This is a genomic window from Streptomyces sp. Y309 (assembly GCF_056712025.1).
The window spans coordinates 6745189-6766584 of the sequence record NZ_CM160048.1; the positions used below are offsets into that span (position 1 = coordinate 6745189).

General features: G+C 71.3%; 21 protein-coding genes. 12 read left to right on the forward strand and 9 right to left on the reverse strand.

The window, feature by feature from the left end:
- Positions 1-79 precede the first annotated feature (79 nt).
- Complete coding sequence (locus AC0KTA_RS27890; protein WP_481050966.1) at positions 80-1285, forward strand: class I SAM-dependent methyltransferase; 1206 nt, start codon at positions 80-82, stop codon at positions 1283-1285.
- Between the two features lie 5 nt (positions 1286-1290).
- Here the strand turns inward: AC0KTA_RS27890 and AC0KTA_RS27895 are convergent, their stop codons facing one another.
- Complete coding sequence (locus tag AC0KTA_RS27895) at positions 1291-2490, reverse strand: bifunctional adenosylcobinamide kinase/adenosylcobinamide-phosphate guanylyltransferase (protein ID WP_481050967.1); 1200 nt, start codon at positions 2488-2490, stop codon at positions 1291-1293.
- A gap of 113 nt (positions 2491-2603) precedes the next feature.
- Here AC0KTA_RS27895 and AC0KTA_RS27900 point away from each other — a divergent pair, with 113 nt between their 5' ends.
- Positions 2604-2816, forward strand: a complete 213-nt coding sequence (locus tag AC0KTA_RS27900) for a hypothetical protein (protein ID WP_481050968.1) — start codon at positions 2604-2606, stop codon at positions 2814-2816.
- A 579-nt stretch (positions 2817-3395) separates the two neighbouring features.
- Here AC0KTA_RS27900 and AC0KTA_RS27905 read toward each other — a convergent pair.
- The 3 genes from AC0KTA_RS27905 to AC0KTA_RS27915 all read right to left on the reverse strand — a co-directional run bounded on the left by AC0KTA_RS27905 (position 3396) and on the right by AC0KTA_RS27915 (position 5912).
- Entirely contained in the window at positions 3396-4457 is a 1062-nt protein-coding gene (locus AC0KTA_RS27905; protein ID WP_481050969.1) for a S1C family serine protease, read from the reverse strand.
- 100 nt (positions 4458-4557) lie between these two features.
- Positions 4558-5313 carry a class I SAM-dependent methyltransferase gene (locus AC0KTA_RS27910; RefSeq protein ID WP_481056586.1) on the reverse strand — a complete coding sequence of 252 codons (756 nt, stop codon included), beginning with the start codon at positions 5311-5313 and terminating at the stop codon, positions 4558-4560.
- Entirely contained in the window at positions 5310-5912 is a 603-nt protein-coding gene (locus tag AC0KTA_RS27915) for a DUF3043 domain-containing protein (protein WP_481050970.1), read from the reverse strand. Before AC0KTA_RS27915 ends, AC0KTA_RS27910 begins: the two co-directional genes overlap by 4 nt.
- A gap of 275 nt (positions 5913-6187) precedes the next feature.
- On the opposite strand from AC0KTA_RS27915, the gene AC0KTA_RS27920 reads away from it, so the two are divergent.
- The 4 genes from AC0KTA_RS27920 to AC0KTA_RS27935 all read left to right on the forward strand — a co-directional run bounded on the left by AC0KTA_RS27920 (position 6188) and on the right by AC0KTA_RS27935 (position 9452).
- The gene (locus AC0KTA_RS27920) at positions 6188-6985 is read left to right on the forward strand and encodes a PspA/IM30 family protein (RefSeq protein ID WP_481050971.1); all 798 of its coding nucleotides are present in this window, start codon (positions 6188-6190) and stop codon (positions 6983-6985) included.
- A gap of 131 nt (positions 6986-7116) precedes the next feature.
- Positions 7117-7395: a PspA-associated protein PspAA gene (gene pspAA, locus AC0KTA_RS27925; RefSeq protein WP_481050972.1), complete on the forward strand. Its 279-nt coding sequence runs from the start codon at positions 7117-7119 to the stop codon at positions 7393-7395.
- Between the two features lie 123 nt (positions 7396-7518).
- The gene (locus AC0KTA_RS27930; RefSeq protein ID WP_481050973.1) at positions 7519-8775 is read left to right on the forward strand and encodes a sensor histidine kinase; all 1257 of its coding nucleotides are present in this window, start codon (positions 7519-7521) and stop codon (positions 8773-8775) included.
- On the forward strand, positions 8772-9452 hold the full coding sequence (locus AC0KTA_RS27935; protein WP_481050974.1) for a response regulator: 681 nt from the start codon (positions 8772-8774) through the stop codon (positions 9450-9452). Before AC0KTA_RS27930 ends, AC0KTA_RS27935 begins: the two co-directional genes overlap by 4 nt.
- 34 nt (positions 9453-9486) lie before the next feature.
- Here the strand turns inward: AC0KTA_RS27935 and nadA are convergent, their stop codons facing one another.
- Entirely contained in the window at positions 9487-10683 is a 1197-nt protein-coding gene (gene nadA / locus AC0KTA_RS27940) for a quinolinate synthase NadA (protein WP_481050975.1), read from the reverse strand.
- A gap of 253 nt (positions 10684-10936) precedes the next feature.
- On the opposite strand from nadA, the gene AC0KTA_RS27945 reads away from it, so the two are divergent.
- Complete coding sequence (locus AC0KTA_RS27945) at positions 10937-11293, forward strand: HesB/IscA family protein (RefSeq protein ID WP_481050976.1); 357 nt, start codon at positions 10937-10939, stop codon at positions 11291-11293.
- Between the two features lie 129 nt (positions 11294-11422).
- On the opposite strand, the gene AC0KTA_RS27950 is transcribed toward AC0KTA_RS27945, so the two are convergent.
- Together AC0KTA_RS27950 and AC0KTA_RS27955 are read right to left on the reverse strand one after the other, a co-directional pair.
- Entirely contained in the window at positions 11423-12937 is a 1515-nt protein-coding gene (locus AC0KTA_RS27950; RefSeq protein WP_481050977.1) for a hypothetical protein, read from the reverse strand.
- 193 nt (positions 12938-13130) lie between these two features.
- Positions 13131-13355, reverse strand: a complete 225-nt coding sequence (locus tag AC0KTA_RS27955) for a hypothetical protein (RefSeq protein WP_481050978.1) — start codon at positions 13353-13355, stop codon at positions 13131-13133.
- A 132-nt stretch (positions 13356-13487) separates the two neighbouring features.
- Between AC0KTA_RS27955 and AC0KTA_RS27960 the strand changes: the two genes are divergently transcribed.
- Entirely contained in the window at positions 13488-14462 is a 975-nt protein-coding gene (locus tag AC0KTA_RS27960; protein WP_481050979.1) for a carbohydrate kinase family protein, read from the forward strand.
- A 135-nt stretch (positions 14463-14597) separates the two neighbouring features.
- Here the strand turns inward: AC0KTA_RS27960 and AC0KTA_RS27965 are convergent, their stop codons facing one another.
- Positions 14598-15977, reverse strand: a complete 1380-nt coding sequence (locus AC0KTA_RS27965) for an aminotransferase class V-fold PLP-dependent enzyme (RefSeq protein ID WP_481050980.1) — start codon at positions 15975-15977, stop codon at positions 14598-14600.
- A gap of 367 nt (positions 15978-16344) precedes the next feature.
- Here AC0KTA_RS27965 and ctaC point away from each other — a divergent pair, with 367 nt between their 5' ends.
- From ctaC to AC0KTA_RS27985, 4 genes are all read left to right on the forward strand, one after another.
- Complete coding sequence (ctaC, locus tag AC0KTA_RS27970) at positions 16345-17307, forward strand: aa3-type cytochrome oxidase subunit II (protein WP_481050981.1); 963 nt, start codon at positions 16345-16347, stop codon at positions 17305-17307.
- Positions 17304-19040 (forward strand): aa3-type cytochrome oxidase subunit I, encoded by a 1737-nt coding sequence (gene ctaD / locus AC0KTA_RS27975; RefSeq protein WP_481050982.1) that lies wholly within the window; start codon positions 17304-17306, stop codon positions 19038-19040. Before ctaC ends, ctaD begins: the two co-directional genes overlap by 4 nt.
- Complete coding sequence (locus AC0KTA_RS27980) at positions 19037-19435, forward strand: cytochrome c oxidase subunit 4 (RefSeq protein WP_481050983.1); 399 nt, start codon at positions 19037-19039, stop codon at positions 19433-19435. The genes ctaD and AC0KTA_RS27980 overlap by 4 nt, the downstream gene beginning before the upstream one ends.
- Before the next feature lie 144 nt (positions 19436-19579).
- Positions 19580-20827: a L,D-transpeptidase gene (locus AC0KTA_RS27985; RefSeq protein WP_481050984.1), complete on the forward strand. Its 1248-nt coding sequence runs from the start codon at positions 19580-19582 to the stop codon at positions 20825-20827.
- 117 nt (positions 20828-20944) lie between these two features.
- On the opposite strand, the gene AC0KTA_RS27990 is transcribed toward AC0KTA_RS27985, so the two are convergent.
- The gene (locus AC0KTA_RS27990) at positions 20945-21346 is read right to left on the reverse strand and encodes a hypothetical protein (RefSeq protein WP_481050985.1); all 402 of its coding nucleotides are present in this window, start codon (positions 21344-21346) and stop codon (positions 20945-20947) included.
- Positions 21347-21396: the final 50 nt, after the last annotated feature.

The window sequence follows — 21396 nt, forward strand, 5'->3', positions numbered from 1 at the left end:
ATGCGCGGCAGGCGCGCCGCGGCGCTCTGGGACGTCATTGAATCGGCGTGAGGCATCCCTTACGGTCCGTATCGTCTGTTTGTACCGAATTGCCGGTATCGCCTTTACGTACCGCGTCGTCGTATCGCTGGCCGCACGCATCCAGGAGTACGTCATGGACTTCGAGTACGTCATGGACCTCGCGCAGCAGACAGCCGAACGCCGCCAGGCCCACCTCGCCCGGCTGGCCCGAGGAACCGGCACCCTCCAAGAGCCGCGCCGCGACGACTGCCCCTGGTGCGGCTCGACCCGGCTGCGGGTGCGGCTGCGTACCGCCGACCTGATCCGGCGCAAGCCGGGCAGTTTCACGCTGGAGCGGTGCGCGGACTGCGCCCACACCTTCCAGAACCCCCGGATCGGCGCCGCGGGCCTGGACTTCTACCGCCCGGGCTCCGGCGGGCAGGACCTCGGCCACCGGGACCTCTGGCGGCAGGACCTCTGCCACGCGCTCGGCGGCGGCGCGGCCGCGATCCTCGCCCGCGCCGGGGCGGGCCGTTCCCGGCGTCTCGCCGGTGTCCGCGCGCTGAGCCGGTTCGTCGAGCCCGAGAGCTGGCTCGACGTGGGCAGCGGCCGCGCCCGCTTCCCGGCGGACGCCAAGGAGGTCCTGCCGTACACGGCCTTCGACGGGCTCGACAGCGACCCCGGCCTGGCGGAGGGCGCCCGGCGCGGCCGCGTCGAGGAGGCCCACCATGGCCGTCTCACCGACCTCGCCGGGCACCTCGCGGGCCGCTACGACGCGCTCAGCATGGTCCACTACCTGCAACGCCGGCCGGACCCGCGCGCCGAACTGCGGGCGGCCGCGACCGTGCTGCGCCCCGGCGGGCACCTGCTCGTCGAGGCCCCGGACCCGGAGAGCCGCTCGGCCAGGCTGCTCGGCAAGTGGTGGGCGTCCTACCGCCAGCCGTGGCATCCGCACTTCGTGCCGCTCGCCAACCTCTGCCGCGAGCTGGACGAGCTCGGCTTCACCGTCGTCGACGTCGACCGCCGCGCCCCGCACGAGCCGTCCGACCTGGGCACGGCGTGCGCGCTCCTCCTCAACCGGCTGCTGCCCGAGGCGGACGTGCCCTGGCGATCCGAGCCGCCGCGCCGCCGGCGGCGCTGGTTGCGGCAGGCGGCCGCGTGGGCGTCCGCCCCGCTCCTCGCGCTCGCGTACGCGGCCGACGTCCTGCTCGCACCCCTGCTCACCCGCACCGGCTTCGCCAACGCGTACCGCGTCATCGCCCGCAAGGAGCACGACGCGGCCTGAACGCGTCAGCCGCGCAGCGTCAGGGCCTGCCCCGCCACCACGAGCAGCACATGCTCGCACTCGGCGGCGAACGCGGCGTTGAGGCGGCCGAGTTCGTCGCGGTAGCGGCGGCCCGACGCGGTCGCGGGCACGATGCCCGAGCCGACCTCGTTGGACACCGCGACGACAGTGCGCCGGGTGGCGCGCACCGCGTCCGTGAGCTCCGTGACCCGCTTGCGCAGCGCCCGCTCCCCGCCGCCCGCCCACTCGGCGTCGTCCCACGCGTTGACCTCGTCCATCACCTGCGTGAGCCACAGCGACAGACAGTCCACGAGCAGCGGCGGCCCGGGCTCCGTGAGCAGCGGGACGAGGTCGCAGGTCTCCGTGGTCCGCCAGGAACCGGGGCGCCGCTCGCGGTGCGCCCGCACCCGCTCCGCCCACTCGGAATCACCGTTCCTGCTCCCGCCCGTGGCCACGTACAGCACATCGGGGAAGGCCTCAAGGCGCCGCTCCGCCTCCACCGACTTGCCGGAGCGGGCGCCGCCCAGGACGAGGGTGCGGCGCGGCAGGTCCGGTACGTCCTCGTAGGCGCCGACCTCCAGCGTCGTGCCGTCCGGGACGGCACGCGCGCCGGCCGCCGCGAGCCGGCGCGTCAGCTCGGGCCCGGCGGGCGCCTCGTGGCCGATGTGGACGGCCAGGACGTCCGTCGTCGGGGTCACGCCGCCGGCCGCCCGCAGCCGGGCCAGGCCGTCCGGGCGCCCGACGATGTCGGCGAGGACCATCTCGTACGGAGCCTGCTCCTCGGGGAAACCGGCGGGCGCGGCACCCGGCGGCAGATACAGCAGCCGGTCGCCCTCGGGGCCGGTCACCTCGTAGCCGGTGCCGGGCGCGTCCGTCGCGATCGCGCGCACCCGGTGGCCGGTGAGGAGCGCGAGCTCGCGGCCGTCGGGCACGCGGCCGGGCTGCGGCAGCCCGGCCGGCACCTCCACGGCGGGGCCGTCGTGCGGGTGCGAGAGCAGCACCTGGCGCACCCCGCCGAGGGAGTGCCCGGCGCGGGCGGCGGCGAAGGCGGCGCCGGGCGTGAGGTCGAGCAGCAGGACGCCGTCGACCAGGAGCGCCGTGGCGGCCCGCGCGTCGTCGCCGAGCGCGGTCGCGCACACGGCGCAGGGGCAGCCGGGGCGCGGCAGCCCTTCGGGGGCTCCGGTGCCGAGCAGAGTCAGTTCCACAGGAAGATCCTCCCGCGTCGCCCCCGGTGCCGCGCGCCCGGCTAGGCTTCAAGCGGCTCCGGCTCCCGCTCCGGGCGGCTGCCGGGACACCCACTGGACCTCGGGAGGCTGACATGGCGGCATGGACGTGGCGGTTCGAGAAGGCGGACGGGACGGAGGTCCAGCCTGCCGTGCAGCCCGAGGAGTTCACCACCCAGGGAGACGCGGAGTCCTGGATCGGCGAACACTGGAAGGATCTCGCCGAGGGCGGCGCGGATCAGGTGACGCTCTTCGAGGACACCACGGAGATCTATGGGCCGATGAGCCTGCACGCTCAGGAGGCGTAGTTCTGGCGTGGGCGCTTTTTTCTGGCGGGGCGCCTTGGGCGGGGCCCGGGTGCCGTGAGACGGCGGGTTCGGCTTCGGCGGGGGCGGCTCGGGCGGGGCCCGGGATGCCGTGAGACGAGGGTTCCGGCGGGGGCGGCGGCGCGGTGCGCCGCCCCCGCCGGCCGTTTGCCGGCGCCGCCGGTCTTGCGGGGCGATCCGTCCGCGTCGCCCGCGCTGGCTGCGTCGGCCGCGTCCGCCGCCCGCCGCCTGGCGCCCGCGGTGCGCGGTGTTCGCGCCGTTCGTCGGCTGCGCGTCTGCGGTTCCCTGCCTGTGCCTGCTGCGCCGTACGCCGCCGCCCGCCGTGCGAGATGTCGGCGCCGTTCGTCGGCTGCGCGGTCTGCGGTTCCCCGTCTGCGCCTGCTGCGCCGTACGCCGCCCCCGCCGCCCGCTTTGCGCCGTGCACCGCCCGCCGCCCGCCTGCGGTGCGCGGGGCGTGATGTTCGCGCCGTTCGTCGGCTCCGCGGTCTGCGGCTCCCGCCTGCGTCGTCTCCGCCGTTCGCCGTCCACGGCCTTCCCGACGTGCTCCGGCCGGCCGTCGGCCTACATCTCGCCGAGGGTGACCTCGGCCGTGTGCTCGTCGCCGTCGCGTACGTACGTCACCCGCTCCTTGTCGCCCGGCTTGAGCGCCGCCAGGGTCTCGGACAGGGAGGTGATCGTCGTGATCGGGGTGTCGCCGAGCGCGGTGAGGATGTCGCCGGGCCGCAGGCCCGCCTTGTCCGCGCCGCCGCCCTTGCGCACCTCGACGATCGCCACGCCCGCGGGGCGGTAGTCGTCGCCGAGCACGGTGCGGGCGGTGACGCCGAGCGCGGCGCGGCCCGAGTCGGTGACCCGGCCGCTCTCCACGATCTGGTCGGCCACTGTCTTCACCATGGACGCGGGGATCGCGAAGCCGATGCCGGGCGCGGCGCTGTCGCCCATGTCGGGGTCGGTCGCGGCGAGCGTCGGGATGCCGATGACCCGGCCGTCGAGGTCGACGAGGGCGCCGCCGCTGTTGCCCGGGTTGATCGCGGCGGACGTCTGCACCATGTTCGCGATCGTCGCGCCGGTGCCGCCGCCCGCGCGGCCCTCGCTGACCGTGCGTCCGGTCGCCGAGACGATGCCCTGCGTGACGCTCGACGACAGGCCGAGCGGCGAGCCCATCGCAAGCACGATCTGGCCGACCTCGACCTTCTTGGAGTCCCCGAACTCCGCGGCCCTCAGGCTCTTCGGCGCGGTGTCCAGCTTGATGACGGCGAGGTCCTGTTCGGGGTACGCCGAGACGAGCTTCGCGCCGAGCGGCTGTTCGCCGGTGGCCGTGGTCACCCGGAACGTCCTCTGGTTCCCCACGACGTGGGCGTTGGTGACGATGTGGCCCTTGTCGTCGTACACCACGCCGGAGCCGAGGCTGTCGCCCGCGTCGATCTGTACGACGGACGGCAGCACGTCCTTGATCACCTTCTGGTAGTCCTCCTGAAGGTCGCTCGCCGCGGCGGGGGCGGCCTGCGTGGTCGAACGGTCCGCCCCTGTGCCGTCTCCGTCCCCGTTGCCGGAACATCCCGAGACGAGCCCGACCAGGGCCACGGCCACCGACGTCACCATCACACGCGTACGCAGCACTCTCATACGCCGAGTCTCAGCCCCCGCCCGCGCCCCGGTCCTGCGCAGACCCGCCAAACAGGGGTCACGCTTCAGCCCCGCACAGCGGGAACGCGGACCCGCAGGGTCAGTCCCGCCCTCCGCACAGATGCAACATGCTCGCCACCCGCCGATACGGCTCGACCCGCCCGGCCCGCTCCTCGGCGGCGAGCAGCGCGTCGAGTCCGGGGCCCGGCCCCGGGATCTCGGTGGCTTCGGAGAAGACGCGGACGCCGTACCAGGCGACCAGGGGCGCGGCGATCCCCGCCAGGGCCTGGCCGACCGCGTCGAGCCGGTGGGCCCGCACCTCGGCGCCGGCCTCGTCGCGGTACGTGTCCGCGCCGAAGGCGGCGAGTGCCCCGCCCCAGTCGCCGCGCAGCCCGGGCCGCATGGCCAGCGCGTCGGCGTTGCGCACCACCACGGACAGCAGCCCGCCGGGCGCCAGCACCCGCCCGAGGCCCGCGAGCAGCGCGTCGGGCTCCTCGACGTGCATCAGGCCGCCGTGGCACAGCACGACGTCGAAGCTCCCGGGCAGGAAGTGCACCCCGGTGTCCCGCCCGTCGCCCTCGACGACCCGCATCCGCGACCGGATGCCCTCCGGCTCATCGCCCACGGCCGCCCGCACCGCGGCGAGATGATCCGGGTCCCGCTCGACGCCCGTGACCTCGTGCCCGCCCCGGGCGAGGCGCAGCGCCTGTGTCCCCCCGCCCATGCCGACGTCGAGCACCCGCAGCCGCTTTCCCACCGGGAACCGCGCCGCGATCCGCTCGTCGAGCTGCCGCCCGACCAGCTCGAGCCGGACGGCCTCACGGGCCCCAGGGCTCGCGCCCCGGTCCTCGCTCAGGGCCGCGCTCCGCGCTTGCCCTGCGGCTTCGGCAGCCGCAGCCGGCGCATCTGGAGGCTGCGCATCAGGGCGTACGCGACAGCGCCCTTCTTGTTCTCGTCCGGGAAGCGCTCCGCGAGCCGCTTCTTCAGCCGGATGACGTTGGCGACAGAGTCCACGACGATCAGGACGATCACGACGAGCCACAGGAGCAGCGCGATGTTCTGCAGCTGCGGGATGCGGACCATGCTCAGGACGAGGATGACCACCGCCATCGGCAGGAAGAACTCGGCGACGTTGAACCGCGAGTCCACGAACTCGCGGGCGAACTTGCGCACCGGCCCCTTGTCCCGCGCGGGCAGATACCGCTCGTCGCCGCTGGCCAGCGCCTCGCGCTGCTTCGCCATCTGCGTGCGGCGCTCCTCGCGCTGACGCTTCGCGGCCTCCTTGCGCGAGGTCGGCGCGTTCATCACGGTGCGGCGCTGGGACTGGGCCATGGCGCGCTTGGGGGTGGGGCGGCCCTTGGGGGCCTGCGGGTCACGGGTCTGCGCGGACGAGTCGTCGGTCACCGGGGCCTTGGCTGCCGGGGCCTTGTCGTCCTTGGATCGGCTACGGAACACAAACAAAGGGTACGGGGTACGGGGGTATGGATGACCGTCGTACGGGGAACGATCCCGCAACGCCGAGCGTCTTGATTATGTGGCTAAAGGGGCCTTGCGGGCAGTTTCCCAGGGGCGCACCTACTCCTTGCGCCGGAGAGTCGGGTGGAGCAGTCGTCCTTGGGGATGAGCGCATCCGCTCGCGAACAGTGCGGTAATGGATACAGACCCCGTACCGTGGGTTCTGTTGCAGTAGCTGGAGCTGGAAGTCCGTCAGAAGGGGGCGCGCGAAGCCCATGAGCGGTGTCATGAAGCGTATGGGGATGATCTTCCGCGCGAAGGCGAACAAGGCCCTTGACCGGGCCGAGGACCCGCGCGAAACCCTCGATTATTCGTACCAGAAGCAGCTGGAACTGCTGCAGAAGGTGCGCCGCGGCGTCGCCGACGTGGCGACCTCCCGCAAGCGTCTCGAGCTGCAGCTCAACCAGCTCCAGAAGCAGTCCTCCACCCTGGAGGACCAGGGCCGCAAGGCGCTGGCCCTCGGCCGCGAGGACCTGGCCCGCGAGGCCCTGTCCCGCCGCGCCGCCCTCCAGCAGCAGGTCAGCGATCTGGAGGTCCAGCACCAGACGCTGCAGGGCGAGGAGGAGAAGCTCACTCTCGCGGCCCAGCGCCTGCAGGCCAAGGTGGACGCCTTCCGCACGAAGAAGGAGACCATCAAGGCGACGTACACCGCCGCCGAGGCCCAGACCCGGATCGGCGAGGCCTTCTCCGGCATCTCCGAGGAGATGGGCGACGTCGGCATGGCGATCCAGCGCGCCGAGGACAAGACCGCGACGCTCCAGGCGCGGGCCGGCGCGATCGACGAGCTGCTCGCCTCCGGCGCCCTCGACGACTCCTCCGGGCTCGCCAAGGACGACATCCAGTCCGAGCTGGACCGCCTCTCCGGTGGTACAGATGTAGAGCTGGAGCTGCAGCGCATGAAGGCCGAGCTGGCCGGCGGTTCCAGCACGTCGCAGCAGGCCATCGAGGGCGGCCAGGGCGGCCAGAGCCAGCAGGCGCAGCCGCAGGACACCCCCCGCTTCGACAAGCAGTAAGCAGCTTCGAAAGCAGCAGGCAAGCTTCGACAGGCAGCAGGCAGCAGGCAGCAGGCAGCACGCAGCACGCAGCAGGGCACGCAGTATCCAGAAGCGCTGGGACCGAACCGCTCACGTCCGAGGAGGGCGTCATGATCGTACGGATCATGGGGGAGGGGCAGGTGAGGCTGGCAGACAGCCACTTCGCCGAATTGAACAAGTTGGACGACGAGCTGCTCGAGGAAATGGAGAGCGGGGACGAGGCCGGCTTCCGCCGGACCCTGCACGCACTCCTCGACACGGTGCGACAGCTCGGCGAGCCACTGGCCGACGACGCGCTGGAACCCTCGGAGCTGATCCTCCCCGCGCCCGACGCGACCCTCGACGAGGTCCGCGAGATGCTCTCCGACGACGGCCTGATCCCGGGCTAGCCCCCGGGGCGCCGCCGGGTCACCCGGCTCCGGCGGCAGGCGTGTCAAGCCGGCGCGTCAACCCCGGTCCAGGGAATCCCCTTTCCGTTCCGCCTGCCGGAGCGGCGCCGTACCTTTTAGCACGTGACCAACTTTGAACGGTCCCGCGGCTGGGCCAGAACGCACCCGCTGGCCGTCGACGCGATCCTCGCGGGCGCCGCCCTTTTCTGCATGGTCATCGGCTCCTTCGCCGAGCCGTACGGCGAGCGGGGCTCCACCTGGAACGTGCACGCCCCGGGCGCCCTGAGCCTCACCCTCATGGCACTCGGTGCCGCCACCCTCGTCTTCCGCCGCCGCACCCCGTGGACCGTGCTCGCGGCCACCTCCGGCCTCTCCATCGTGGAGCTCGTGACGAGCGGCCCCCGCGCCCCGGTCGTGATGTGCGCCGTCATCGCCCTCTACACGGTCGCCGCCAGCACCAACCGCCCCACCACCTGGCGCATCGGCCTGGTCACCATGGCGGGCCTGACCGGCGTCGCCATGCTGGCGGGCCCACTGCCCTGGTACGCGCAGGAGAACCTCGGCATCTTCGCCTGGACCGGCATGGCCGCGGCCGCGGGCGACGCCGTCCGCAGCCGCCGCGCCTTCATCGACGCCATCAGGGAGCGGGCCGAGCGCGCGGAACGCACCCGTGAGGAGGAGGCCCGGCGCCGCGTCGCGGAGGAACGGCTGCGCATCGCCCGCGATCTGCACGACGTCGTCGCCCACCACATCGCCCTGGTCAACGTGCAGGCCGGAGTCGCCGCGCACGTCATGGACAAACGGCCCGACCAGGCCAAAGAGGCCCTCGCGCACGTCCGCGACGCCAGCCGCTCCGCGCTCGGCGAACTCCGCGCCACCGTCGGCCTGCTGCGCCAGACCGGGGACCCGGAGGCCCCCACGGAGCCGGCACCCGGCCTCGGCCGCCTCGACGACCTCGTCGACACCTTCCGCAACGCGGGCCTGCCCGTGGACGTGGCCCGCGGCGACGCCGACCTGACGCCCCCGGCCGCCGTCGACCTGGCCGCGTACCGCATCATCCAGGAGGCCCTCACCAACGTGCAGAAGCACGCGGGGGAGCACGCCAAGGCGGAGGTCAGCGTCGTACGCGTGGGCCCGAACCTGGAGATCACCGTCCTCGACGACGGCACCGGCGACGACGCGCAGGCCGCCGACGACCCGGACCGCGGCGGCGGGCACGGCCTCCTCGGCATGCGCGAGCGCGTCAGCGCCCTCGGCGGGCGGTGCAGCGCGGGGCCCCGCTACGGCGGCGGCTTCCGCGTCCATGCGATCCTGCCGGTCGCGACCGCGAAACAGGCCGACCGGGGGCACTCCCCGGTCAAGGGAGGGACGACCGCGTGACGATCCGGGTGCTGCTCGCCGACGACCAGGCGCTGCTGCGCAGTGCGTTCAAGGTCCTCGTCGACTCCGAACCCGACATGGAGGTCGTCGGCGAGGCGTCCGACGGGGCGCAGGCGGTGCGGCTCGCGAAGGCCGAGTCGGCGGACGTCGTCCTGATGGACATCCGCATGCCCGGCACCGACGGTCTCGCCGCCACCCGCATGATCAGCGACGACCCGGCCATGTCCCACGTACGCGTGGTCATGCTGACCACCTTCGAGGTCGACGAGTACGTCGTGCAGTCGCTGCGGGCGGGGGCCTCGGGCTTCCTCGGCAAGGGCGCCGAGCCGGACGAACTGCTCGGGGCGATCCGCATCGCGGCCGCGGGCGAGGCGCTGCTCTCGCCCGCGGCGACGAAGGGGCTCATCGCCAAGTTCCTCGCGCAGGGCGACGGTTCCGACAGCGACGCGCCCGCCCGCAGCGAGCGCCTGGACGCGCTCACCGGCCGCGAGCGCGAGGTCCTGGTGCAGGTCGCGGGCGGCCACTCGAACGACGAGATCGCCGAACGCCTCGAGGTCAGCCCGCTCACCGTGAAGACCCACGTGAACCGGGCGATGGCCAAGCTCGGCGCCCGCGACCGGGCCCAACTCGTCGTCATCGCCTACGAGTCGGGCCTGGTGCGGCCGCGGGGCGACTGAGCGCGGGGCGCGCGGCCGTCGTCAGCGGTCAGGGCTACGGCAGCGCCAGCATCCGCTCCAGGGCCAGCTTCGCGAACTGCTCGGTCTCGCGGTCGACTTCGATGCGGTTGACGAGCTTGCCGTCGGCCAGCGACTCCAGGGCCCAGACCAGGTGCGGCAGGTCGATGCGGTTCATGGTCGAGCAGAAGCAGACCGTCTTGTCGAGGAAGACGATCTCCTTGTCCTCGGCGGCGAACCGGTTCGCAAGGCGGCGGACGAGGTTCAGCTCGGTGCCTATCGCCCACTTCGAGCCGGCCGGGGCCGCCTCCAGGGCCTTGATGATGTGCTCCGTGGAGCCCACGTAGTCGGCCGCGGCCACCACCTCGTGCTTGCACTCCGGGTGCACGAGGACGTTCACGCCGGGAATGCGGGCCCGCACGTCCTCGACCGACTCCAGCGAGAAGCGCCCGTGCACGGAGCAGTGCCCGCGCCACAGGATCATCTTCGCGTTCCGCAGCTGCTCGGCGGTCAGGCCGCCGTTCGGCTTGTGCGGGTTGTAGACGACGCAGTCCTCCAGGGACATGCCCATGTCGCGCACGGCGGTGTTCCGGCCGAGGTGCTGGTCGGGCAGGAACAGCACCTGCTCGCCCTGCTCGAAGGCCCACTCCAGGGCCCGCTTGGCGTTCGACGACGTACAGATCGTGCCGCCGTGCCTGCCCGTGAACGCCTTGATGTCGGCGGAGGAGTTCATGTACGAGACGGGGACGACCCGCTCGGCGATGCCGGCCTCGGTCAGCACGTCCCAGCACTCCGCGACCTGCTCGGCCGTCGCCATGTCGGCCATCGAGCAGCCCGCGGCCAGGTCCGGGAGCACGACCTTCTGCTCGTCACCGGTCAGGATGTCCGCGGACTCGGCCATGAAGTGCACGCCGCAGAAGACGATGTACTCCGCCTCCGGCCGGGCGGCCGCGTCCTTGGCCAGCTTGAAGGAATCACCGGTGACGTCGGCGAACTGGATGACCTCGTCGCGCTGGTAGTGGTGGCCGAGCACGAAGACCTTGTCGCCGAGCCTCTCCTTGGCGGCGCGGGCGCGCTCCACCAGGCCGGGGTCCGACGGCGAGGGCAGGTCGCCGGGGCACTCCACGCCGCGCTCGCTCCTGGGGTCGGCCTCGCGGCCGAGCAGCAGCAGGGCGAGCGGGGTCGGCTGTACGTCGAGCTCGGAGGGGTCCACGGCGGTCTGGGCGGTGGTCACGACACACACCCTTTCTTCTGTGACGAACGCGGCCGAAGCCGCGTTTCGAGTGGGCCGGGTACCGGCACCACGGATCCTTTTCGTCGAATTGACGTTATCTATCATAACCGCTTCACGTCAGTTTGACGATGGCCATAGTGTCGATGTGACGCATCCCCCGTGCGGGCCTGTGTGCGAGCATGGGAATGAACACGCGGCCCCGCCGGTTGCAACCGTCGGCAAGCAGTCTCCGTACAACCCGGGAGAGAAGCAGATGTCCGTATCGGACGAGACCACCACCGTGAGCGACGGCATCCTCCTGTCCGACGCCGCCGCGGCCAAGGTCAAGGCCCTGCTGGACCAGGAAGGCCGGGACGACCTGGCGCTGCGCGTGGCCGTTCAGCCGGGCGGCTGCTCCGGCCTGCGGTACCAGCTCTTCTTCGATGAGCGCTCGCTGGACGGCGACGTGGTGAAGGAGTTCGGCGGTGTGAAGGTCGTCACCGACCGCATGTCCGCTCCGTACCTGGGCGGTGCCTCCATCGACTTCGTCGACACCATCGAGAAGCAGGGCTTCACGATCGACAACCCGAACGCCTCGGGCTCCTGCGCCTGCGGCGACTCCTTCAGCTAGGCGACTCCTTCAGCTGAGCGAAGGCTGTCTACGTACGAAGGCGGCGGCACCCCTCGTGGGCGCCGCCGCCTTCGTTGTGCCCGGGCCCCCTTCGGCCCGGGCGCTCCGCTGCCGGCTGCTGCTTGCGGATTACTTACGGGGTGCGGGAATCCCCTCGCGGGTGCCGTCGTCGCGCGGCACCGCCTTGCCGTCGCCGGTCACGACCTTCCGGTCGCCGAGCGGCTCGTCCAGCGTCACCGACAGCTCGTAGAACTGCGCCATCGCGACGCACATGGTGCCCTTCTTCACGGTCTCGGTGATCTTCACGGCGACCTCCGTGCCGCGCTCGTCCGCCGACACCGCGTACGTACTGCACACGCCGCCGGTGAAGTGGACGGTCAGCGTCCGGCCCTCGGTGCTGTAGCCGTCGGCCTTCACCTCGCTGGTGCGGGTGTCCGGATCGCCGGGCTTGACCGTCGGGCCCTGCGACGGGCCGACGGTCCCGGGCGCGGGCGCCCGCAGATACTTCGGGTCCACCGCGGGGTGCGTCACCGTGTAGGCCTCCGGCGCCCCCTCCGGCTTCACCTGGAACAGCCAGGACGGCACGAGCGCGGTGCGGCCGTCCACGAACTGGGCCGCGAGGCCGAACTCGGCGTCCTCGACGGCGACCGGCTGCGGCTTCGGCGGCGTGGGGGCCGGTTCGCACGGGGCGTCCTTGCCGCCGCCCGGGCCTCCGCCGTCCGCGTGCGGCACCGGAGTCGCGCAGCCGCCGATGCCTCCGCGTCCGTCACCCCTGCCGGACTTGTTCAGCAGATCGAGTGCTTTCTGCGCGCCCACGACGGGGTACGTCGCGCCCTTCTCCGGCTCGGTCAAGTGGCCGCTGCCGCCCACCACTTGGCCGTCGGCGCCGACCTGGACACCGGTCGACCAGCCGTACGTCGGAAGGCCGCCCACCTCGGGGTCGGCGTTCACCACCCGTACGGAACCCATGAGCTGGCGGGCGTCCAGCTTCGCGTCGTCCAGGCCGGCGGCCTTCAGGACGGGGGCGGCGGCCTTCTTCGCCGCGGCTTCGCTCACGGCGTCGCCGGAGTCGTCGGGGGCGCGGGTGCCGGTCCCCGGACAGCGTTTGCCCTTCAGGCAGTTGTCGCTGCCGGGCGCCGCGTGCCGGGTGTACGTCCAGGTGCCGGGTGCCTCCTGGCCGACCCGGAGCGAGGGGCCCGCGCCGTCGTTCGACGGCCCGACCCGCCAGGCGCCGTCCCGTGCGACCGGGGTGCCGGACAGGCCCAGGGCCTTCGCCAGGCGGCTCACCCGGTCCCGGGTGACGTCGCCGCGCACGTGGTGCACGGCCGCCGAGCCGGGCCCGTCGGGCAGCTCGCCCACGGCCTTGTACGTCGCGCCGTTCGGGTCGGGCTCACCCGGCGCGATGCCTTCGGTGTCCCCGTCGGGGCCCTGGTCGGAGCGGCCGTCGCGGTCGCCCGCGTACGCGTCGAGGGTGAGCGGAGGCGGCTCGCCCCCGTCGCGCGCCGAGGTGTCCCGGCCCGTGTCGTCGGACGACGCCGCCAGATACGCCCCGCCGCCGCCCGCGAGCAGCACCGCGGCCGCGACCGAGGCGATCACCAGCGGTGACCGCCGCCGTTGTCCGTCCTGCGTCTGCTCGCTGCTCACCGCATCGCTCCTTAGAACGCCCAGCCGTCCCGGAAACCCCACCCATGAGGTTTCGGCGTACACCGCATCCCCTCTGTAGGGGACAGCGGTGGGACGCGGCGGGGGAGCGCGCGGTTCCCTCGGCACACGCCGGGGTGTACGCGGCCGGTCACCGCGGAGTGGCCGGTCTGCGTCCCCGTACTCGGTCCCGTACTCAGTCCCCGTACTCCGCCATGCCGTCGATGACGCGGGCGGAGGCGGCCGGGACCGTGACCCCGTGGATCAGCGACGGCGGCACGGGCGCGGCCGGGACGGCGGGCACCACCCAGTGCGGGACCATGCGGACGCAGTCGCCGCGCAGTGATTCCAGGGTTTCCAGGGTCTCGGGGGCGGGCTCGGCGGAGTACTGCGGAACGGTGTGTTTCGCGATGACGGCCATAACGGAACCGTATGCACCGCTTGCCCGACGAAGAAAGACCTACTATTGGGTATTTTTGGCCACTTCAACGAGGGGTGTTCGACCGGATAGCGTTAACCGTCAACCGCTACCTCGCTGCAGGAGCTTCCAGCCGTGCGAATCGCAGTCACCGGCTCCATCGCCACCGACCACCTCATGACCTTCCCTGGTCGCTTCGCCGACCAATTGGTCGCAGACCAGCTCCACACGGTCTCCCTCTCCTTTTTGGTCGATGCCCTCGACGTCCGCCGCGGCGGCGTCGCCGCCAATATCTGCTTCGGCATGGGCCAGCTCGGTACCGGCCCGATCCTCGTCGGGGCGGCCGGCGCCGACTTCGACGAATACCGCGCCTGGCTCGACCGGCACGGGGTGGACACCGCCTCGGTCCGCATCTCGGAGACGCTGCACACGGCCCGCTTCGTGTGCACCACGGACGCCGATCACAACCAGATCGGCTCCTTCTACACCGGCGCGATGAGCGAGGCCCGCCTCATCGAGCTCAAGACGGTCGCCGACCGCGTCGGCGGCCTGGACCTCGTCCTGATCGGCGCCGACGACCCGGAGGCGATGCTCCGCCACACGGAGGAGTGCCGCACCCGCAAGATCCCGTTCGCCGCGGACTTCTCCCAGCAGATCGCCCGCATGGGCGGCGACGAGATCCGCAACCTCCTGGAGGGCGCGACGTATCTGTTCTCCAACGAGTACGAGAAGGGGCTCATCGAGTCCAAGACCGGCTGGAGCGATGCCGAGATCCTGGCCAGGGTCGGCCACCGCGTGACCACCCTCGGCGCGAACGGCGTGCGCATCGAGGCCGACGGCCAGGACCCGGTCCAGGTCGGCGTGCCCGAGGAGAAGGCCAAGGTCGAGCCGACGGGCGTGGGCGACGCGTTCCGCGCCGGCTTCCTCTCCGGCCTGTCCTGGGGCGTCTCGCACGAGCGCGCCGCCCAGATCGGCTGCATGCTCGCCACCCTGGTCATCGAGACCACGGGCACGCAGGAGTACGAGCTGCACCGCGCCCAGTTCATGGAGCGCTTCACCAAGCAGTACGGCGACGAGGCCGCGGAAGAGGTCAAGTCCCACCTGCCGTAGCGCGGGTCTCTCGGCCGGGTGCGGGGGCGGACCGCTCCCGCACCCGGCCGCACCACGCGGCACCAGGCGGACCGATGAGCCGCCCCACGCGAGCGGGCAAGCCGCACCACGCGCCCCGGCAAGGGGACCGCCCCGCTACACCAGCCGCCGTACCACGTACGCCACCCCGTGCTCCCGCTCCCGCGCGCCGACGTACTCCTGCTTCTGCGTCCAGCACCACGCCGGGATGTCCACGGCCGCGACCTCGTCGTCCGACAGGACGGTGACCGTGCCGCCGACGCGGACCCGGGGGAGCGCCTTCGCCAGCTCGATCACGGGCAGCGGGCAGCGCTCGCCCAGGGCGTCGACGGTCAGCTCGTCCAGGGTGCCGGTGGCGGCGGAGGCGACCGGCGCGCCGAGCTTCTCGCGCACCCCGGCGACCGCGCCCGGCAGCACCTCCAGGAACCGCTCGACCTCTGCGGCGTCGGCGCCGAACGGCAGCGACACGCGGACATTGCCCTCGCTGGCCACGCCCATCGCCTTGAGCACATGGCTCGGCGTCAGCGTGCTGCTGGTGCAGGAGGAGCCGGACGACACCGAGAACCCCGCCCGGTCCAGCTCGTGCAGCAAAGTCTCTCCATCGACATAGAGACAGGAGAAGGTGACGAGGTGGGGCAGCCGCCGCACCGGATCGCCGACGACCTCCACATCCGGCACCAGGCCGGGCACCCGCGCCCGGATCCGCTCCGTCAGCTCGCGCAGCCGCCCGGCCTCCGCCGCCGCCTCGGCCCGCACCGCCCGCAGCGCCGCGGCGGCCGCCACGACCGCCGGAATGTTCTCGAAGCCGGGCGCGCGCCCCGACTCCCGCTCGTCCACCGGCCCGTGTGGCGCGAACCGCACCCCCTTGCGCACCACGAGCAGCCCGACCCCCGCGGGCCCGCCCCATTTGTGGGAACTCGCGGCGAGCAGCGACCAGTCGCCGTCCACCGGCCCCCACGGCAGCGACTGCGCCGCGTCCACGAGCAGCGGCACCCCGGCCGCCCGGCAGACGTCCGCCACCTCGGCCACCGGCTGCTCGGTGCCCACCTCGTGGTTGGCGGACTGCAGACACGCGAGCGCGGTGTCCTCGCGCAGCGCGGCTCCATACGCTGCCGTCGACACCGCGCCCGCCCGGTCCACGCCGACCTCGGTCACCGTGCCGCCCGCCCGCTCGTGCGTGGCCGCCGCGTGCAGCACCGCCGAGTGCTCGACGGCCGACACCACGAGGTGCCCGCCGACCCGCCGCCGCCCGGCCAGCGCGCCCGCGACCCCGTCGTGCAGCGCCCGCGTCCCCGATGAGGTGAACACCAGCTCGTCCGGCCGGCACCCCACCGCCTCCGCGGCCGCCTCCCGCGCCGCGTCCAGCAGCAGCCGAGCCCGTCGTCCCTCCCGATACAGCCGCGCCGGATCGGCCCACCCTTCATCAAGCGCAGCAACCAGCGCCTGCCGAGCAACGGGATGGAGCGGGGCGGACGAAGCAACATCGAAGTAGGCCACAGGCCCACGCTAAAGCTTCCGGCGAGACGGCCCACCTCAGGGGCGCCAAAGCTTCCGGCGAGGCAACCCACTAAGGGGCGCGGGGAACTGCGCGAGCAACCAAACCAAACCCGCAGCCGCCGACAAAGAGTCCCGACCGAGCTCTCAGGCGACCCAAGCCTCCGTCAGATACCGGCTGGCGGAGGCGCATCCCACCCCGACAGAGTGACCCGCGGCGCGTTAGGCACCCTCCCCGCGCGACCCCAAATAGCGTCCAGTAGGGTTTGGTCCGCATAAACATCCAAACCCCTGCCCGACGCAGGGCGGCGACCGACCACCGAGAAGGCCGCAGCCAACAGCGCGGGCGAGACTCTCGGGAAGGCGCTACGTGAGTCCCAACGGCTCCGACCGCTCGCCGCGGCGCCCGATGCGGCGGAAGCTGCTGCAGGCATTGACTGCGGGCCTGGTCCTGGTAACCGCCACCGGTTGCACATACAAGGACTTTCCCCGCCTTGGTATGCCGACCCCGGTCACGGAGGAGGCCCCGCGGATCCTCTCCCTCTGGCAGGGCTCGTGGGCGGCTGCGCTCGCCACGGGCGTGCTGGTCTGGGGCCTGATCCTGTGGAGCGTCATCTTCCACCGGCGCAGCCGCACCAAGGTGGAGGTCCCTCCGCAGACGCGTTACAACATGCCCATCGAGGCGCTGTACACGGTGGTCCCGCTCATCATCGTCTCGGTGCTCTTCTACTTCACGGCACGTGATGAGTCCAAGCTCCTCGCGCTCGACGACAAGCCCGCCCACACCATCAACGTGGTCGGCTTCCAGTGGAGCTGGGGCTTCAACTACATCGAGAACGTGCCGGGCGCAGGCAAGGACAACGCCAAGACGTCCAAGGACCTGGACGCCATTCCGAAGCGGTTCCGCGAGGACTTCCCGGCCAACGCCAACGGCGTCTACCAGGTCGGTACGCCCGGCGAGCGGAACCCGCAGAACGGCAACCCGGGCCCGACCCTCTGGCTCCCCAAGGGGGAGAAGGTCCGCTTCGTCCTGACTTCGCGTGACGTCATCCACTCCTTCTGGGTGGTTCCGTTCCTGATGAAGCAGGACGTCATCCCGGGCCACACCAACGCCTTCGAGGTCACTCCGAACAAGGAGGGCACCTTCATGGGCAAGTGCGCCGAACTGTGCGGCGTCGACCACTCCCGGATGCTCTTCAACGTCAAGGTCGTCTCTCCCGAGCGCTACAAGCAGCACCTCGAGGACCTCGCGAAGAAGAACCAGACCGGTTACATCCCGGCCGGCATCGAGCAGACGGGCCACGAGAAGAACCGGGAGACGAACAACCTGTGAGCATCCTCAACGAACCCCAGGGTGCCGCGGCAGCGGAAGACTCGTACGAGAACGAGCTGCCGGTCAGGCGCAAGCAGCCGGGCAACGTCGTCATCAAGTGGCTGACCACCACGGACCACAAGACGATCGGCACGCTCTATCTGGTCACGTCGTTCGCGTTCTTCTGCATCGGCGGCGTCATGGCGCTCTTCATGCGCGCCGAGCTCGCCCGTCCGGGTACGCAGATCATGTCGAACGAGCAGTTCAACCAGGCGTTCACGATGCACGGCACGATCATGCTGCTGATGTTCGCGACGCCGCTGTTCGCGGGCTTCGCGAACTGGATCATGCCGCTCCAGATCGGTGCTCCCGACGTCGCCTTCCCGCGTCTGAACATGTTCGCCTACTGGCTGTACCTGTTCGGCTCGCTGATCGCGGTGGGTGGCTTCCTCACGCCGAACGGCGCCGCCGACTTCGGCTGGTTCGCCTACTCGCCGCTGTCGGACGCGGTCCGCTCGCCGGGCATCGGCGCCGACATGTGGATCATGGGTCTGGCGTTCTCCGGCTTCGGCACGATCCTCGGCTCGGTCAACTTCATCACCACCATCATCTGCATGCGCGCGCCCGGCATGACGATGTTCCGCATGCCGATCTTCGTGTGGAACGTGCTGCTGACCGCCGTGCTGGTCCTGCTGGCCTTCCCGGTTCTGGCCGCCGCGCTGTTCGCCCTGGAGGCGGACCGTAAATTCGGTGCCCATATCTTCGACGCCGCCAACGGCGGGGCCCTGCTATGGCAACACCTCTTCTGGTTCTTCGGCCATCCAGAGGTGTACATCATCGCCCTGCCATTCTTCGGAATCATTTCCGAAGTCATCCCGGTCTTCTCCCGCAAGCCGATGTTCGGCTACATGGGCCTGATCGGCGCGACCATTGCCATCGCCGGTCTCTCGGTGACGGTGTGGGCGCACCACATGTACGTCACAGGCGGCGTACTCCTACCGTTCTTCTCCTTCATGACGTTCCTCATCGCCGTGCCAACAGGCGTGAAGTTCTTCAACTGGATCGGAACGATGTGGAAGGGGTCCTTGTCCTTCGAGACCCCGATGCTCTGGGCGATCGGCTTCCTGATCACCTTCACCTTCGGTGGTCTGACGGGTGTCATCCTGGCCTCGCCGCCGATGGACTTCCACGTGTCGGACTCGTACTTCGTGGTCGCGCACTTCCACTACGTGGTCTTCGGCACCGTGGTGTTCGCGATGTTCTCCGGATTCCACTTCTGGTGGCCGAAGTTCACCGGCAAGATGCTCGACGAGCGCCTCGGCAAGATCACCTTCTGGACGCTGTTCGTCGGCTTCCACGGCACGTTCCTGGTGCAGCACTGGCTGGGTGCCGAGGGCATGCCGCGCCGGTACGCGGATTACCTGGACGCCGACGGCTTCACCGCCCTGAACACGATCTCGACGATCTGCTCGTTCCTGCTCGGTCTGTCGATCCTGCCGTTCTTCTACAACATCTGGAAGACCGCCAAGTACGGCAAGAAGATCGAGGTCGACGACCCGTGGGGCTACGGCCGCTCCCTGGAGTGGGCCACGTCCTGCCCGCCGCCGCGGCACAACTTCCTCACGCTGCCGCGCATCCGCAGTGAATCCCCGGCGTTCGACCTGCACCACCCGGAGATCTCCGCGATCGACCAGCTCGAGAACATCGAGCAAGGCGACAACGCCCTCGCTGGCAGCAAGGAGGCCGGCAAGTGAAGATCCAGGGCAAGATGTTCATCTGGCTGAGCGTCTTCGTACTGGCCATGGCGATCGTCTATGGCTGGTGGTCGAAGGAGCCCGCCGGTACCACCGCGCTCTTCCTGGCCTTCGGCCTGTGCATCATGATCGGCTACTACCTGGCCTTCACGGCCCGGCGGGTCGACGCCTCGGCACAGGACAACAAGGAGGCCGACGTCGCGGACGAGGCCGGCGAGGTGGGCTTCTTCAGCCCGCACAGCTGGCAGCCGCTGTCTCTGGCCGTCGGTGGCGCGCTCGCCTTCATGGGCGTCGTCTTCGGCTGGTGGCTGCTGTACTTCTCGGCCCCGATCATCCTGATCGGCCTGTGGGGCTGGGTGTTCGAGTACTACCGCGGCGAGAACCAGACCCAGTAGGTCTCCCCGCACCGCAGGGCCCCGGGGCCCGGACGCTCCTGACGGAGAGTCCGGGCCCCGGGGCCTTTTCGTTGGGCCGTCCGGGGGAACTCGTACGGGTCACTCGGCGCGCCGTACTTGATGAACCTTCATACCGTGTGCTTTATGAGCAATTCACCGCGTATCCGCACGGTACTGAGCTGCACGTCGCTGGTGGTCGCCCTCGGTGCGGGGGCCACGGCCTGCGGCAACGACGGCCATCCGCTCTCGGCCAAGCCGTACGACGCGGCGAGCCAGATCGCGTTCAACGGGCCCGCGGGCAGCCAGAAGGCCGACCCCGACAAACCGCTCGAAGTCACCGCGCAGGGCGAGGACGGGCGCATCACCGACGTGACCGCCACCGACGCCATGGGCCGCTATGTGGCGGGCGAACTCGCCGCCGACGGCTCCCGGTGGCACAGCACCGCCCCGCTGGCCGCAGGGGCCCATTACACGGTGCGGGTCAGCACGGAGGACGACGAGGGCTCACCCGGCCGCAAGGTCCTGACGTTCGCCACGAACCAGGCGGCCAAGAAGAAGCAACTCAAGGTGACCTTCGGCCCCCAGGCGGGCAAGTACGGCGTCGGCCAGCCCGTCACCGCGAAGCTCAGCGCCAAGGTCGAGGGCAAGGAGGCCCGGGCCACCGTGGAGCGGGCGCTGAAGGTGCGCTCCAGGCCCGCCACGGAGGGCACCTGGCACTGGGTGGACAGCAGGACGCTGCACTACCGCCCCAAGGACTACTGGCCCACCAACGCCACCGTCGACGTCCACAGCAACCTGGACGGCATCAAGGTCACCGACAAGCTCTGGGGCGCCGCGGCCAAGCCCCTGCAGTTCACCACCGGCGACAAGGTCGTGGCCGTGACGGACGCCGGCTCGCACTGGATGACGGTCTACCGCAACGACCAGGAGATCAACTCCATCCCCGTGACCACCGGCAAGCCCGGCTACGCCACGCGCAACGGCATCAAGGTGGTCCTCGGCAAGGAGTACGTCGTCCGCATGACCAGCGCCAGCATCGGCGCCTCGGACTTCTACGACAAAATGGTCTATTACGCGACCAGGGTCACCGACAGCGGCGAGTACGTGCACGCGGCCCCCTGGTCGGTGGGCTCCCAGGGCTCCGCGAACACCAGCCACGGCTGCACCGGCATGAGCACCGGCAACGCCGCCTGGTTCTACGAGACCGTCCGCCAGGGCGACATCGTGAAGGTCGTCAACAGTTACGGCGCAGACATGGACCCGTTCGGGAACGGCTTCGGAGACTGGAACGTGAGCTGGGACAAATGGCGCAAGGGCAGCGCCCTGCTCAGGGCCGCCAAGGAGGGCCCAACCCCCGCGGACACGGCCCGCCTGCGCCCTGAATCAGCGTAAACGCGGCGAGCGGGCGCGGGCGGGCGGGCGCGCCCCGCAGGGGCGCGGGGAACTGCGCGACAAGCCACAACCCACCCGCACCCGCCGAACGGCAGAAAGCCCCGAGCCAGTGGGCTCTCAAGCGCTGAGGGCCGGCTTGCTGCGCAGCAAGCCGGCCAGCGCGGAGGCAAACTCCACAGGCTCGACCGGCAAGGTCACCGCGGCCTCCGCACGGCTCCACGTGGCCAGCCAGGCATCCTGCGGCCGCCCGATGAGCAGCAGCACCGGCGGGGCGTGGAAGACCTCGTCCTTGATCTGCCGGCACACGCCCATGCCCCCCGCGGGGACGGCCTCCCCGTCGAGCACGCACGCGTCGATGCCGCCCTTGTCCAGCTCCCGGAGAACCGCCGGGAGCGTCGCGCACTCGATGAAGGTGACTTCCGGGACATCGGAGGCCGGCCTGCGCCCGGTGGCCAGACGGACCTGCTCACGGGTGTTCGCGTTGTCGCTGTAGACAAGGACCGTGGCGGTCGGCTGCATGGTTCCTCCGCTTCGTCGAGGTGATCTCGCGCGGATGCTACTCCTCCCGA